At 43.3% G+C, this 13,938-nt stretch carries 15 protein-coding genes, 1 pseudogene and 1 riboswitch; of the genes and pseudogenes, 9 read left to right on the forward strand and 7 right to left on the reverse strand.

Annotated elements, in window-relative coordinates:
- Positions 1-42 precede the first annotated feature (42 nt).
- Positions 43-873 carry an HDOD domain-containing protein gene (locus tag CTT30_RS15780; protein WP_252037071.1) on the reverse strand — a complete coding sequence of 277 codons (831 nt, stop codon included), beginning with the start codon at positions 871-873 and terminating at the stop codon, positions 43-45.
- Positions 874-1,087: 214 nt separating this feature from the next.
- On the opposite strand from CTT30_RS15780, the gene CTT30_RS15785 reads away from it, so the two are divergent.
- From CTT30_RS15785 to CTT30_RS15800, 4 genes are all read left to right on the forward strand, one after another.
- Complete coding sequence (locus CTT30_RS15785) at positions 1,088-1,591, forward strand: lactoylglutathione lyase family protein (protein ID WP_239835743.1); 504 nt, start codon at positions 1,088-1,090, stop codon at positions 1,589-1,591.
- Between the two features lie 98 nt (positions 1,592-1,689).
- A riboswitch (TPP riboswitch) is annotated at positions 1,690-1,787 on the forward strand.
- 103 nt (positions 1,788-1,890) lie between these two features.
- Positions 1,891-2,721: a bifunctional hydroxymethylpyrimidine kinase/phosphomethylpyrimidine kinase gene (gene thiD / locus CTT30_RS15790; RefSeq protein WP_239875036.1), complete on the forward strand. Its 831-nt coding sequence runs from the start codon at positions 1,891-1,893 to the stop codon at positions 2,719-2,721.
- 36 nt (positions 2,722-2,757) lie between these two features.
- Positions 2,758-3,420, forward strand: a complete 663-nt coding sequence (tenA, locus tag CTT30_RS15795) for a thiaminase II (protein WP_252037072.1) — start codon at positions 2,758-2,760, stop codon at positions 3,418-3,420.
- Positions 3,421-3,571: 151 nt separating this feature from the next.
- Positions 3,572-4,186 (forward strand): YopT-type cysteine protease domain-containing protein, encoded by a 615-nt coding sequence (locus tag CTT30_RS15800; RefSeq protein ID WP_252037073.1) that lies wholly within the window; start codon positions 3,572-3,574, stop codon positions 4,184-4,186.
- Between the two features lie 366 nt (positions 4,187-4,552).
- Here CTT30_RS15800 and CTT30_RS15805 read toward each other — a convergent pair.
- A pseudogene (locus CTT30_RS15805) lies at positions 4,553-5,358 on the reverse strand (sulfite exporter TauE/SafE family protein).
- A gap of 105 nt (positions 5,359-5,463) precedes the next feature.
- Here CTT30_RS15805 and CTT30_RS15815 point away from each other — a divergent pair.
- The gene (locus tag CTT30_RS15815; RefSeq protein ID WP_239869314.1) at positions 5,464-6,276 is read left to right on the forward strand and encodes an AraC family transcriptional regulator; all 813 of its coding nucleotides are present in this window, start codon (positions 5,464-5,466) and stop codon (positions 6,274-6,276) included.
- Between the two features lie 69 nt (positions 6,277-6,345).
- Here CTT30_RS15815 and CTT30_RS15820 read toward each other — a convergent pair whose 3' ends face one another.
- Positions 6,346-7,257: a LysR family transcriptional regulator gene (locus CTT30_RS15820; protein ID WP_239875035.1), complete on the reverse strand. Its 912-nt coding sequence runs from the start codon at positions 7,255-7,257 to the stop codon at positions 6,346-6,348.
- 98 nt (positions 7,258-7,355) lie between these two features.
- On the opposite strand from CTT30_RS15820, the gene CTT30_RS15825 reads away from it, so the two are divergent.
- From CTT30_RS15825 to CTT30_RS15835, 3 genes are all read left to right on the forward strand, one after another.
- A complete protein-coding gene (locus CTT30_RS15825) occupies positions 7,356-8,204 on the forward strand; it encodes an SDR family oxidoreductase (protein ID WP_239835749.1) in 849 nt (282 codons plus the stop codon).
- A 489-nt stretch (positions 8,205-8,693) separates the two neighbouring features.
- Positions 8,694-9,437 carry a phosphatase PAP2 family protein gene (locus tag CTT30_RS15830; protein WP_252037075.1) on the forward strand — a complete coding sequence of 248 codons (744 nt, stop codon included), beginning with the start codon at positions 8,694-8,696 and terminating at the stop codon, positions 9,435-9,437.
- Positions 9,438-9,673: 236 nt separating this feature from the next.
- Positions 9,674-10,918: a hypothetical protein gene (locus CTT30_RS15835; RefSeq protein ID WP_239875033.1), complete on the forward strand. Its 1,245-nt coding sequence runs from the start codon at positions 9,674-9,676 to the stop codon at positions 10,916-10,918.
- An 81-nt stretch (positions 10,919-10,999) separates the two neighbouring features.
- Here CTT30_RS15835 and CTT30_RS15840 read toward each other — a convergent pair whose 3' ends face one another.
- The 3 genes from CTT30_RS15840 to CTT30_RS15850 all read right to left on the reverse strand — a co-directional run bounded on the left by CTT30_RS15840 (position 11,000) and on the right by CTT30_RS15850 (position 12,422).
- Complete coding sequence (locus tag CTT30_RS15840) at positions 11,000-11,137, reverse strand: hypothetical protein (RefSeq protein WP_239875032.1); 138 nt, start codon at positions 11,135-11,137, stop codon at positions 11,000-11,002.
- Between the two features lie 24 nt (positions 11,138-11,161).
- Entirely contained in the window at positions 11,162-11,452 is a 291-nt protein-coding gene (locus CTT30_RS15845; RefSeq protein ID WP_239835753.1) for a hypothetical protein, read from the reverse strand.
- A 103-nt stretch (positions 11,453-11,555) separates the two neighbouring features.
- The gene (locus CTT30_RS15850; protein ID WP_252037076.1) at positions 11,556-12,422 is read right to left on the reverse strand and encodes a LysR family transcriptional regulator; all 867 of its coding nucleotides are present in this window, start codon (positions 12,420-12,422) and stop codon (positions 11,556-11,558) included.
- A 100-nt stretch (positions 12,423-12,522) separates the two neighbouring features.
- Here CTT30_RS15850 and CTT30_RS15855 point away from each other — a divergent pair, with 100 nt between their 5' ends.
- Entirely contained in the window at positions 12,523-12,894 is a 372-nt protein-coding gene (locus tag CTT30_RS15855; protein WP_252037077.1) for a YybH family protein, read from the forward strand.
- 68 nt (positions 12,895-12,962) lie between these two features.
- On the opposite strand, the gene CTT30_RS15860 is transcribed toward CTT30_RS15855, so the two are convergent.
- Positions 12,963-13,895 carry a LysR family transcriptional regulator gene (locus tag CTT30_RS15860; RefSeq protein ID WP_252037078.1) on the reverse strand — a complete coding sequence of 311 codons (933 nt, stop codon included), beginning with the start codon at positions 13,893-13,895 and terminating at the stop codon, positions 12,963-12,965.
- Positions 13,896-13,938: the final 43 nt, after the last annotated feature.

A 13,938-nucleotide genomic window follows, 5' to 3' on the forward strand; every position in this document is an offset into this window, starting at 1 on the left:
GTCTGAGCAAAATGGCGAGGCTTGTGACCTCGCCATTTGACATTAGGCTGCATTGAGCTGAGTCGCGAGATCTCGGCCGTTGCCGCGGAATTTATCGACAGTTGGCGCGAAGGCTGCAGAAATATGCAGCAAGCGAGAGTCAGGGTGCTCAGCCAGATAGCGTGCTTTTGCATTATCGCTGTCTAGTTTATCCCAATCGCGGTGGATCGAGCGAGCAAAGTGCAGGGTGGTGGCCATTTTAGGTGACAGTTCTGCATCTCTAGGATCATGATAATTCGCGATGGCATCCACCATGGGTTCTGGGAACTTCCAAGTCTTTGCCAACTTAGCGCCCAGTGTTGGCGCAGTAATATCCAGTACTTCTTCCTGGACTGCAATCGCATCTTCTCCTGCCTCTGCACGTTCATGGATCTTGACTGCAGCATCAGGCACTAAAGTATGAATCATCAGTTCTCCAATGTTATGGAGAATACCTGTGGTAAATACTTCGTTGGAATCCATGCCCGTTTCGTCGGCAATCTTGCTGGCAATGACCGAAACTTCGAAGGTGTCCTCCCAGTATTGGTCCATATCCAGTGTTTTGAGCTTAGGAAACGCACCAGAAAGTACGGAAGCCACTACCAGAGTTCTTACTGGACCAGTACCAACACGAAGCAAAGCTTCGTTAACGGAAGAGACCGTTTTATTGCCACCGAAATGGGCAGAGTTCGCCATGCGAAGTAATCGAGCACTCAATACCTGATCGGTAGCGATCTTTCTCGAGAGCTCGCCAAAATCAACCTCGTCCTGATTCACCATATCAAGCAGTTCTTGCAGTACTTTCTGGATCCTTGGTAACTCGTTAAGACGAGAAATTAAAGCCTCTTGACTCATTGGCACTCTCCTTTTTTACTTATGAGTTTTCTTACTATAGAACAGTAAATTAGTTTCATACAAAGTTGGAAACGAAGAAGTGTTTAACTTATTTTGATAATAAAAGTTTATTAAAATGAGAATTATTGATAATTTTTAATTGATTTAAGTGTGACCTAATATGGATTCAACGAAACGGGAGAGTTCCCAATGCATGAGTAAAGAAGAGGTCTACATGTCTACTCCATATCCACGTAATTTTTCTCATATCGGTATTTCAGTACCTGACTTAGAAGCAGCAGTTAAATTTTATACAGAAGTGCTTGGTTGGTACCTGATCATGGAACCTACCGAAATCGTTGAAGACGATTCTGCTATCGGTGAAATGTGTACTGACGTATTTGGTGCCGGTTGGGAGCGTTTCCGTATTGCTCACCTTTCAACGGGTGATCGTATCGGGGTTGAGCTGTTTGAGTTTAGGAATCAGGAAAACCCACAAGACAATTTCGAATATTGGAAAACAGGTATTTTCCACTTCTGTGTTCAGGATCCAAACGTGGAAGAGCTGGCAGAGAAGATTGTTGCAGCAGGTGGTAAGAAGCGTATGAAAGCGCCACGCTATTACTACCCAGGTGAGAAGCCATACCGCATGATTTACATGGAAGACCCATTCGGTAACATCCTTGAAATCTACTCTCATAGCTACGAGCTGCATTACTCAGCGGGTGCTTATAAGTAAGCCATTCAACTCTTTAGGTGTATGAGTGGTTAAATGACGATTCACACTTATTGTAAATTTAAAAGTGCATTCGCTTTTTAATTACTGTTATTATCAGCGGGAAATAGTCGGGGAGCCTTAGGGCTGAGATCGCATTGCGAGACCCGTAGAACCTGATTCAGTTAGCACTGACGTAGGGAACTATTAGCGCCGAAGTTTGAATACGCAGGCTTTGGTGTACTCGCTTTCTATGTTCGATCTTGTACTGATCACTTCATATTTGGCAGAGAGTTCCTGTACGTCTTGTAATAGGAGCCATCATGCCACATTCACAAGACACCCCACCGATTGTATTAACCATTGCAGGCTCAGACAGCGGCGGCGGCGCTGGTATTCAGGCCGACATTAAAGCGATGTCGGCAACGGGCAGTTACGCCTGCTCAGTGATCACTGCTATCACCTCACAAAATACGCTTGGCGTAACTGCGATTCACCCAATTCCTCTTGAGCATATTGAAAGTCAGCTTGACGCTGTGTTTACGGATCTCAATGTGGTTGCCGTTAAAGTCGGGATGTTGGCTGACGCGCGGATCATTAAGGTCGTTGCGGACAAAATCAGACAGTACAAGCCTGCTCATCTGGTGGTTGACCCTGTGATGGTCGCAACCAGCGGTGATCTTCTGCTGGAGCAGTCGGCGATTAGCACATTAAAAGAGCAGTTGATCCCGATGGCGGATCTGATCACCCCTAATCTCCCTGAAGGAGCGGCTTTGATCGATAGTGCGGTGCCGGAAAATGAAGATCAGATGGGCAATATGATCGAAGGATTACGTGCTTTGGGGGCCAAAGCGGTATTGCTGAAAGGAGGGCATCTAGAAAAAGATGACAACAGCAATGATTTGCTGATCTTAGCGCAAACGAGTGAGCTTCTGAGTGCCAAACGGCTTCCAACGCGAAACACTCATGGAACAGGCTGTACTCTATCGTCGGCGATTGCGTCTTATCTTGCGCAGGGCAATAGGCTGCACAAAGCCGTGTATTTGGGTAAGCAATATATCTCACAGGCCATTGCTCATGCTGATGAACTCAACGTTGGCAAGGGACATGGACCAGTCCATCACTTTTTCTGCGGGCATGTCAATGTTCGTTAACGGCAGAGTCGATGTTTAGTGAGGGGATTCGAAACAATGAACTATCAGGATCTTATTGAAGCTTGTCAGCCGGACTGGCAGGCATACACGCAGCACGATTTTGTTCAGCAACTGGCGCACGGCACTCTTGATCAACACTGTTTTCTTCATTACTTGAAGCAGGATTTCTTATTCCTTAAACAGTATGTACGTGCTCATGCTTTAGCCATCTATAAAGCTCGTACATTGGAAGAAATGCGCTTTGCATTACCGAGTGTTCAAGTCTTGTTAGAAACTGAAATAGATCATCATGTGACGTATTGTGGTCAGTGGGGGCTGACAGAATCAGATCTGAAACACGAACCAGAAGATGTGGCGACTATCGCCTATACGCGTTATGTGCTTGATACGGGCATGATGGGGGATTTGGTTGCACTGTATGCCGCGCTCGCGCCATGTTCAATAGGCTATGCAGTGATTGGAAGTGCTTTGTTAGACAATAAGGAGACCGTTTTGGAAGGAAATCCTTATGCGAGTTGGATTGAGTTGTATGGTGGTGAGTCGTTTCAAAATGGAGTCGCGCAGAGCGCTTTGCATTTTAATCAGCTCTTAAAAGATATCAATCCGCATAGCCAACGAGGTCAGAGCCTGATTCAGGTGTTCAGAACGGCGACCAGAATGGAGGTGGCGTTTTGGCAACAAGGTCTAGATACCATCTAGCGTAAATAAAGGCTCGGATGATTGGGTCACGAACTAATAAACTGAATTTTTACTCTAAAAAATAATTAGGTCACTACTCTCTTAGTTGCTATTTTTAACTGAATGAATATTAAAGGCATTATTGCTATTAACAATAAGTTGGAGAGGATCTATGAAGGACAATATTGTTGCTAATTTTTCGCAGGTGGATGTTATGAAGGCGAAGAAAGGGACATCTGCAGCAGCAACTCATGGTGCTTGTCATAACTTCAGTATCGAGTGGCTGAGTTTTATGTTCGAGAAAAAAGGCAATGCGGATCAGCGTATGAAGCGGTTATCTGTGCGTGATGGGGCTGGTAACCCAGTATTACAAAAAACGTTTGCCAGTCGTTGGTCTGAAGGTGGATCTTCTTACCAAGTAGCCGATAGGATGATGATTTCACTACGCGGTTTGAAAGAAACGGCGCTTTTATACGACTATTCATACTTTAACATCAAAAATATTGTGAAAGCCGTGACCAAACCTCAACACGCCGGTTTTATCTACTCCTTCTGGTTTCCTGGAACCGTTATTGGAGCTGATGGTGCGCACACTATTGCCTTTTATCGTTCCTTGTCACCAAAGCAAGGGAGCCTAAAAACAGACAATGATACGGTGTACATTTTTGAGCCGAACTTTGGCGAGTTTGAAGTACCTAGCAAAGATTTTGAGAGTTGGTTGACCAAACTGGCGAACTTCTATGCTCCTTTCCAGTATCATATGGTAAAGACTGTGGCAGCAGCGTAACTTGTATTCGTTCATTTCCTAATAAAGGCACGGTGAGGTGTAGCTGGTTACCGTTTTTCACTACGGCATGCATCCAATCTCTAAGAATCTACTTAGAGTCGCTGAGAGAAGTTAAGCAAGCGAGGAGCCAGTTTTATAAAAAACTGGCTCTTTTTATTGTATTGGTTTGGACTCAAATTGCTAACGCTAAACCTTGATATACGAATTCAACTGATCAGTCTTAACTTTCGGCTGAGAAATGCAGTATGCATCTATGTACAATGCGGATAATGAGTTAATTGAGGTATACAAAAAATGGATGAGTAAAAGGTAAGATTTATTCCCGCATCAATCTGTAAACTTGTAATTGGCTATATTCGGATGTCCCTAATTCAGTGTCTGTACCAACATTTTGAAACTCAGAACAACACATAAAATACCAACGATCTTTTTGAGTATATTACTTGGAAAATAGTCAGCACATCGCACGCCAAGGCTAGTAGTTAAGTAGCTACTGATGGAGAAGCAAACCATTGCAGGAAGGTATATATATCCTAAAATTAAGTTGCTCAAATCTGTATTTTCCCAGCCATTTAGCATGTACCCGAAACTGCCAGACAGTGCGATTGGGAAGCCTATTGCCGCAGATGTACCAATAGCACGTCTTACCTCAAAGTTTTGCTGGATAAGATAAGGGATTATTAGACCGGCACCGCTTATAGAGACCAGTGCAGAAATGAAACCAATCACTGAGCCGACAGTGATATTACCGATGCTTCCATGTGGACTTTTATTGTTTTTATGATCTTTGCTTCGAAACATTTTATAAGCAACATACAACATAAATACGCTGAAAAAACCTGCTAAGTGTACGCTTTGTAGATTCGATGCCATTAAGGTCGCGCAAAATGTGCCGATCAGAACTCCGCCCAACATTTTGATTACCATGCTCAAGTCAACGTTCTTTTTTTGTGGTGAGCACGCATACTACCCAATGTTGTAATGATCATCGAAGCCATCGATGTCCCAAGTGCTAGGTGGATTAGTTCAGAATCTGCTATACCTTGTATGGAAAACAGTAACGCAAAAATAGGTACTGCCATACCACCTCCACCAACTCCAACGAGTCCGGCAAGAAAGCCAACCCCTAATCCAGCTGTGATGTAATAAAAGATAAAGATAGATTCGTTCATCATAGATCCGCCTTCGATAAAACTGGTCGATGCGAAAAGATTACTCGAACTCTATCATGTCATGATAACGTTATAAGGACATAAAATAATGAATAATGGACAAAGTTGAACATCTCTAAAGAAATGCCAAACTGTGATTACAGTGAATGGCAAAATGGAGCTGCGTTAATTGCTAAGGAATGGCAGCATGAACGGAGTGATTTCAATCAGTTGGAGCAACGGCCGCATAATTGGCACAAGCATTATCGTGGTCAGTTGTTGTGTATAGATGAAGGGCTAATACAGGTTAAAACCGATGAAGGAACTTGGATCTTACCGCCTCATCGCGCGGGTTGGATACCTCCAAACGCTATGCATAGCGTGTATTTTTGTGGTTCTCTGAAAGGTCGCTCATTACTGTTTACGCCAGAAGTCTGTGGCCAGTTTCCAATTAGGCCTTGCGTGATCGAAATGAGTGATGTCTTAAAAGTCTTGTCGATTAGAGTATCGACATGGAGCAAAACAGAGGATCTATCATCCAAGTGTACGCGCATTCTTTCGGTGATTTCTGACGAAGTTGGCAATAGCCCCCACGAATCACTTTATTTTCCATTGCCCAAAGATCCAAGGCTACAAAAGATCACTCAAGCGATTCTAATTGATCCAAACAGCAAACACTCTATTGAGTATTGGGCAAGCATAGGAGCGGTTTCATCTCGAACACTAAGACGCTTGATTCGAAGTGAGTTAAACATTAGCTTTAGTGAATGGCGGCAGCAGATATTACTAATTCATTCGCTAGAAATGATGGCACGAGGAGTATCGGTAGGAGAAGTTGCCTATGCTTTAGGTTATTCAACGCCCAGTAACTTTATCGCTATGTTTCGCAGGGTTTATGGTGAGTCACCTACGCGTTACTTTTCGAATCGCAGTATTTAGTTACGAATATTTTATTTGGGTTAGTTTTGTCCAGACTGAGTTTAGAGCAATCTAATCAAACTGACTTTGTTACATCGGCTCACGAATACCTGGGAGTTTTAGCAGTTCTTTCTGTTTGGTGAAGATAAACTCGATAAACATCGACAGCTTTTTTGATTTCGTTCTCGACTCATGGAATACAAGGTAGAAGCTGATCCAATTAGGCCACAGTGCTTTACACACGGGCACAATTTCACCTTTTCTTACTGCTGAATGGGCATCAAAATACGGAACATATATCATACCTAAACCTGCTTTTGCGGCTCGCACTACCTGCTGCGGAGATTCTAGTAACAAGCCAGAGTTCGGAAAAATTGTGAGCGGTTTGTTATCTTGCTGAACGAGCCATGGCAAACCTTTTCCTTTAACTCCAATATTTACTACTTCATGTCCCTGCAGCCACTCCAAATCTTGGATACCATCTTGTTTTTTTAACCAGTTAGGTGATGCATATATACCGTATTGCAATTCAAACAAGCGTCTTTGTTTCAGATCGGAATCTAATAAGGGCCCCTGACGAAATGCAATATCAATTCTATCTTCGAAGAAATCAAGGTTTTCATTACTGCCAACCAGTTCGATGTTGAGTGTTGGATAGATCGATTTAAACTCGATGGCCCAGTCGCTGAGAGGCCAATCAACAAATTGTAATGGGGCGGTGATACGTAACGTACCAGATACCTGTGATTGAGTGTCTTGCCAATCTTTTAATGATTGATAACTTATTTCGAGCTGTTTGGTTAGAGCTAAATATTCTATTCCTGATTGGGTTAATTGCATATTTCGAGTATTTCTAACCAATAATGTAGTCCCTAACTGGCTTTCTAGATTAGCAATACGTCGACTTACGGTGCTGGTGGGTACCTTTAGTTCGATAGCAGCTTTCGAAAAAGAGCCAGTTTTAGCCACAGTTAAAAACCATAAGCTAGCTTCAAGATCCATTATTATCCCATTTTTGGTAAGCAGGTAATCATTTTATCCTACTAATAATCTTAATCAATGGCGCTTATGATGAATGCTTCATTTATAAGGAGTATATTATGTTCAAGACCATTGCTGTGATCGGCGCTACCGGAATGCTTGGTTCACCTGTAGTGAAAGCATTTGCTAATGATGGTTATACTGTTCGCGTCATTTCAAGAAACCAGTCTAAAGCTCGAGGGTTATTTCAAGGCTCGCAGTTTGAGTTTGTCGAAGCAGACTTATTCGATGACGAGAGTCTAGCTGCTGCGTTGAAGTATGTAGAAGCTGTTCATATCAATCTTAGTGGTTGCAGCCCAGAGTCTTATCTCCAGAATCATGTTGAGGGAACAAAGCAGATCCTCCGAGCCGTTGATCAATCGTCAATACAATTGATAACTATGATTTCAACTGCGACAGCGTATGAACAGAACAGCTTCAGAGTTGATACACAAGCAAAGCTAGAAGCAGAAAGCTTATTAAAAAACAGCGGCATCCCATATATGGCATATCTGCCAAGTTGGTTTTTTGAGACCCTAAACTTATTAGTTGATCAAGAGACAGTGACTACCATGTGCGAGTCAACGAAGCCCATCCGATGGATTAGCGCTGAGGACTACGCCCAAGCTGTTGTGCAGAGTTATAAACTACCTAGGCTATACAATAAGCGATTAACCTTACTTGGGCCGGAATATTTCACAATATCAGAAGCAGCTGATCTCTATGCAAAAACAAAAAACCTATCTCGGCATCACATGACAGAGAGCCAAGCTTGGGCGTATGCCAAAGAATTGGGTGATGACACTTTATTGGATGCTGTCGATTTGCTGTCGTACACTGAGAATGTTGGAGAAGAACCAGACCCCATCACTTTAGAGCACCCATTTAAGGCCTCAACCAAACTATCCGATTGGTTAAAAGTAAACTAATGATAATTGAGTATGACAGTTCCTGTGTATTGGGAGCTGTTATCGCTTGTTATCGAAGCGGTGAACAATAGCAGAGAAGTATTTTTTATATTTAAAGCATTGAAATATATGAAATTTAAGTAAGTGATGCTATAACTGGAAAGTTACACGATATAGTTGAACTGTCAGATTGTACTCAGCTCTGTTGACCCCAATTCACTGCGAGTTACAGAAAGGCCTGTAGTCAAAATCATGCAGCAACTAGTGGAAGCACTCTCGCCAAGATAAGGTGATTTAATCACTGCCATATCTGTTTTTTTGAGTTGAATTTACGGGTGAAATTGCTTTTGTGAATGTTTGTGTTTTTGGTTATTTTTTATAAAAATGATTTACTGTGACTCTTTGAGAAAGCCGGTTCGATCTTTCATCAAATTGACATGGAGTTGATAAATTTTCCACCTTGAGTCGACTAATATTCTGCATCTGACAGATTCGGTGCAGGATATCACGGTGAAGAATTTTCTTATCGAAAAACAGTATGGTACGGGCCTTTTAGTCGCCTTTCTTTTGCTCATTGCACCTATGAGTTTATTGACCAGCCATATTGATTTACTGAGTACCGTATCGGACCCACTGGGGCTAGCTTTTACCCTCTTGACTGACTCTGCAGGTTCGAAAGGCGCCATTATCACTCTGTTTGTTTTGGTCGCTATTTCTTGGCGGTTGCTCCCGAACCGTATCGAGTGGTTGAGTAAAATGGCTCAGCTTGGATTAATTCTCTTAATCGGGTTTGTGTGCAAAACCGGCCTTAAACAAATGACAGAAAGTCCACGACCTTATACTGAACTTCTGACTCATCAACTGCTGATTCCACAACCATCCCACTTCTATAATTTAAGCACAGTGCAACAGCAAGATGTGATAAACGACATTTCTCACAGTGTGAGTTCGTGGCGTACACGTCATTGGCAGGGGGAGAAAGACTATTCATTCCCATCGGGTCACACCATCTTTGCTGCCATTTGCCTTGCTTTCTTTGGGCAGTTATTTATCCACAATCGACGCTACGTGCTGGCTACGGCATTAGGCGTATGGGCAGTTGGTATGGCGTACAGCCGATTGTGGTTAGGTATGCATCGACCTGTTGATCTGATGGGGTCGGTGTTATTTGTCCTGATGTTGTATATGTTGGCTCCAAAATTCGATCGGATCACTGAAAAGCTGTTCTCTCGCTGGTCCCATTTAACGACCTGATTCAATCACTCATTGATATTGCCTTAGTCCTGCACGTCATGCTCTGACCTGCGGGGCTTCTTTTACTTGTGCGATGATATATTGTACGCATCCCTAATTTTCGTATGCTTTTTTGTAATTAAAGTAGCAAAACAGACCACATAACTGATAAAACTCGCTATTATTTGTCTTGTTTATGTAATTATCACTTTCGATATTGAATTTAACGTGTCGTTACTGTTTGGGCAGAGGTTTGCATGCAGATAAAACTATTAAAACGTCTGATTAAAGACAAAATGTTCGGTAAAACCACTAATACGGCATTAGGTGTTCAGGTTGCACAGATGGCAGATGCTCGTATGGGGGCGATGTACATGTTAGCTAACACTGAAATTACTAAAGTGGCGAAGATTTCGAACGCGCACTTTTTTGAGGCCTTTGTGGTTGGAACTGAGCCCTTTGCTGATTTTAAAGGTGCAGCAATGGGTCTGCTTAATAAAACCGATGCGATGACCAAGCTGAAAAACAGCAAAATAGCTAAGAAAGCTTCTAAGGCGGCGGAGAAAGTTGGTGAAGTTACATCGGCGATAAAAACGAAGCTGATGCAGCTGTTTTCTGATTTTTTTCGTTCTTTGCTTGATAAAGTGAAGAACATTTATGGCGACTTGTTGCACGGTGTCGAGTGGCTAGCTGAAGTTGGCACTTGGCTGACTAGTGAATTTGCCGGGACCTTCTCAAATATTATTCCTGGATGGGGCTATGTGCAAAGTGCTTCTGGGCTCTATTCTGCAGCGAAAAAGTCGGTATTAAAATCCAAAGATCTGATTTCACAAATCTATCGTGGTCGTGGTGTCGACTTACTGGGTGGACATCCAAGCATTATCTCGAACGCTCTGGCTCGCCATTCTGCGAAAGGCGCACTGGGTGGCATTAAAGATTTTACTATGGGTGTGGCAGGCATTGGCTTGCAAGCCGCTGGTGATGCGGCGGCAGGGGTTGGTTCATTGATCAGCTTAATCACCAGTATTCTTGAGCGTATTATCAAACTGGTGGACTTCTTTGTTCAACGTAGCCTTCTCGCGAAAGTTGTTAAACGTGCTAAGAAAGAGTGGAACAATCGTACCGCTAAAGGCAGCTTAGTGAATGACCATAAGATGTTCTCTGAATGGTTCCAAAGTGCGGTGATCACGACGCCAATTATCGCGGCTCTGGTGATGGGTAGTGGCTTTGTCGGCCACCCCTATAAGTTTGTCCAGCTTTTGACTCCTAAACTGGAAGTGATATCGCAAGGGGATTTTGATAAGGCTGTGGTCTATATAGACAAACTGAAGTCCCTATCGAGTAAATATGTTCAGGAATACGTTGATAGTTATAAGATTGATTTCACCAGTAAAGATGGTGTGGTCAATGCGCGCTTGAATGAATTGAAGAAAGGTAAAGGCTTGCTTGATGGACACGAGTTTGTAGTGCAGTCTGCGACGCCAGTACCTACTACACCTTAGCTATAACCGATAAAAAACGGGTCATTGAGCCGTTTTGCGCGATTTGGATGGGAAAAGTAGCGAGCATCGCCATTGAATGATTTAGACACTTGGTGAGCGACTCTTAGCAGTAAGAAAATCGGCGTTGTGGTCGGCCAAATCCGCTAAAAATATCTCGATTGAGGCATTACTCGAGATGATTGGATGAGCAAATACATCAGGAAAAGTGCGCCAGAACATAGCACTTTTCCTGACTAATGAGTTTTATAAATCGCGCATTAAAATCTCATATTCCTCATTGGCTTCTGAGATCAGGTGATGTAATTCAGTGGCATCTTTATCATCCAGATCCAATTGCCATTGGTTCTGTGCTTCCTTTCCTTTAATACGTGTCTTACCGTTAAGTTTCTCAAAACTAATATCACAGAGTTCCGTTTGGTGATGCTCATTTTTTTCTATAATATCAACATCTAACAACCCTACTGGATTGACTTCAATATGAGCATGGAAGTGGTTTTGATCTGGCAATTCGTAATCCCTGAATGTTGAAATCATGCTGTGCTCCTTGTGGTTAGCCAACGCGTTTTACAATTGTAGGACACAGAGTTTGAACAATAGGTGAAATAATCATGAAGCTTGATCTTGGTTAAACGCTTGTTCAAAAATCCGTCACGGATTTCAGTCTTTTTTCGATCGCTTCTATGGCTCGAATGACCGATGTGGGTGGGGATTTAGAATAAGGGTGAAGAGCGTAGACATTATTAGGTATTAGCTGCTTTTGTTTAAAGCAGGGTTGCACGTCCGGATATTGACTGAGCATAAAATCAGGAAGCAAACCAACCCCCATATTTTGCTGAATCAGGCTAGCCACCTGACTGACCGTGTTGACCTTATGATGGGTAATATATTTAAGCTCAGCAGAACGGACGCCTTGGGTATCGTAAAAACGGTGTGTGATGGTTTTGGGCTGCCAGTGGTTAGCGATGTACTTGGCAGTTTCAGGCGCTTGACTACTATTTACGGATTGGCATAGTACGTCGCGAAATTGACCAATACGCTTCTGTTTTACATTGCTGTCCGGCGACTCGCCAACTCGAATGGCTAAATCAATGTCGTGTTGCATTAAGTCCAACTGCTTGTCTTCTGCGACTAAGTTTAGCGATACATCGGGAAAAGGAGCAAAAGCATCACTCAATGCCGGGACGACAATACTCTCCATTAATGCAATGGGGGCGGTGATAGATAGCTTGCCGCTGGGCTCTTTTTGTAATTGACGAATGTCATCCCACGCTGTCGACATAACGTCGTTGATTGTGATGCAATATTGATAAAACCTTTCGCCCGTAGGAGTGAGTGACTGCTTACGAGTGGTGCGCTTTAACAGATCGGTCGCGAGCTCACTCTCCAGCTGTTTAAGGTGAGTACTCAGGACTGATTTCGACAACTCCAATTTGTCAGCAGCCTTCGAAATAGAACCCGCTTCGACAATCGCTTTGAAGATCATCATTTGTTTGTGCTTGTTCATTATTGTTCTCTTTATCCAAACAGTGGTTTCTAATTTATCTGTTTTTCTTAGTTAATCCTAGACCTAAACTTCTCCCCATCAGACAAGAAGGAGAAACACAATGAGTCAATCAGTATTAGAAGCGTGTCAGGCAGGTATCGAAGCGTGGAAAGCAGCATTTAACCGTCAGGATGCAAAAGGGTGTGCAGAGCAATACGCCGAAGGCACAACCATGATCGCCAAGCCATTTGGTACGTTTGAAGGTCGCGAGCAAATTCAGGCGTTTTGGCAAAACATCATTGACCAAGGCTTTAGCGATGTATCTTACACAGATACGACATGGGAAAAAGTCGATGACAATAACTATATCTTGTCGTCAAAGTGGACGATGAACAAAGCATTTGGTGTGGTACATAAAGAAGTGTGGACATTGCAGGAAGATGGTAAAGCTCGCTTGACTTACGATCAATTCGAAGTGCTGGGCGAGCGGTAATCTAACAGGGGATACGCTTAGCGTTTCCCCTTTTCTTCTTAACTAATGTCTGAAGTGAAAGTAGGCGCTCAGGCTTTATGTAGCTCTCCTTGATTTGAAAACACGTTAGGTTCTGCTGCAACAATCGTTTCGATCTCTTTGACTAGCCATTTCAACGCTTGGTTATGCTGATGTCTTCGGTGCCAAGCAATGGAAATGGTGGGGGAAGGAACGGAGATTGGAATCGGCTTTTGAATCAGTCGTCCTGTCTGTATTGCTTTGCTGGCCACAGTGAAAGGCATAACGCTTATGAGGTTGGATTCTTCCAGTAAGTCCATAGCTGATGAAAAGCTATTGACGGTCATGGCGACGCGTCGGTGTCGTCCTTTGAGTGCCAAGCAGCTGTCTACCGCGCCGCTTGGGTCACCGGAGAGTGAGACCAATAAATGATCAGCGCCGCAAAACGTATCCAGAGAGAGTGTTTCATCAGCCAGTAGGTGATCGGGGCGCATTACGCAGGTGAAGTGATTGTCATATAAGTGGCGAACTGAAACTTGCTCATGCGCTGTTGGGTAGTAATCCAGCACCAGATCCACCTCAGCTTCCAGTAATAGCTTTTGTCCATCCCCCTTAAATGGAACGGCATACAGATCAATCGCTTGCGCTCTGTCTTCAATAATCGTACGTAACCGTGGCCAGAAAAGACAGCTGATACCATCGGTTAACGCGACCCTAAGCTGAGTTGAAGAAGTCATCGGATCGAACTTAGGGGGAGAGATGGTATGACTTATCTTACTGAGCGGGTCGGCGACATCTCGCCATAGCTGCCTTGCATAAGGGGTAGGGGTGACTCCTTGTCCATGTTTGACAAACAGAGGATCTTTCCATGCATAACGCATTCGTGATACCGCTTTAGACACTGAAGGTTGGGTCATCGCTAATTGCTCTGCTGCAATAGTGATAGACTGCTCGCGCATGATTGCATCAAAAATAACAATCAGATTTAAATCAATTTTGGCCATACAATTCATTCCTAATTGGAATAACTTTTATATCAACTATCAA

It is taken from the genome of Vibrio coralliilyticus, assembly GCF_024449095.1.
Classification (GTDB): Bacteria; Pseudomonadota; Gammaproteobacteria; order Enterobacterales; family Vibrionaceae; genus Vibrio; species Vibrio coralliilyticus_A.

What these genes read in the sequence shown, in the direction of transcription:
- thiD (WP_239875036.1), top strand. Translation starts at nt 1,891, where the DNA reads ATGCCACATTCACAAGACACCCCACCGATTGTATTAACCATTGCAGGC.
- CTT30_RS15855 (WP_252037077.1), top strand. Translation starts at nt 12,523, where the DNA reads ATGAGTCAATCAGTATTAGAAGCGTGTCAGGCAGGTATCGAAGCGTGG.
- CTT30_RS15785 (WP_239835743.1), top strand. Translation starts at nt 1,088, where the DNA reads ATGTCTACTCCATATCCACGTAATTTTTCTCATATCGGTATTTCAGTA.
- CTT30_RS15850 (WP_252037076.1), bottom strand. Translation starts at nt 12,422, where the DNA reads ATGAACAAGCACAAACAAATGATGATCTTCAAAGCGATTGTCGAAGCG.
- CTT30_RS15800 (WP_252037073.1), top strand. Translation starts at nt 3,572, where the DNA reads ATGAAGGACAATATTGTTGCTAATTTTTCGCAGGTGGATGTTATGAAG.
- CTT30_RS15835 (WP_239875033.1), top strand. Translation starts at nt 9,674, where the DNA reads ATGCAGATAAAACTATTAAAACGTCTGATTAAAGACAAAATGTTCGGT.
- CTT30_RS15780 (WP_252037071.1), bottom strand. Translation starts at nt 873, where the DNA reads ATGAGTCAAGAGGCTTTAATTTCTCGTCTTAACGAGTTACCAAGGATC.
- CTT30_RS15820 (WP_239875035.1), bottom strand. Translation starts at nt 7,257, where the DNA reads ATGGATCTTGAAGCTAGCTTATGGTTTTTAACTGTGGCTAAAACTGGC.
- tenA (WP_252037072.1), top strand. Translation starts at nt 2,758, where the DNA reads ATGAACTATCAGGATCTTATTGAAGCTTGTCAGCCGGACTGGCAGGCA.
- CTT30_RS15825 (WP_239835749.1), top strand. Translation starts at nt 7,356, where the DNA reads ATGTTCAAGACCATTGCTGTGATCGGCGCTACCGGAATGCTTGGTTCA.
- CTT30_RS15860 (WP_252037078.1), bottom strand. Translation starts at nt 13,895, where the DNA reads ATGGCCAAAATTGATTTAAATCTGATTGTTATTTTTGATGCAATCATG.
- CTT30_RS15840 (WP_239875032.1), bottom strand. Translation starts at nt 11,137, where the DNA reads ATGTTCTGGCGCACTTTTCCTGATGTATTTGCTCATCCAATCATCTCG.
- CTT30_RS15845 (WP_239835753.1), bottom strand. Translation starts at nt 11,452, where the DNA reads ATGATTTCAACATTCAGGGATTACGAATTGCCAGATCAAAACCACTTC.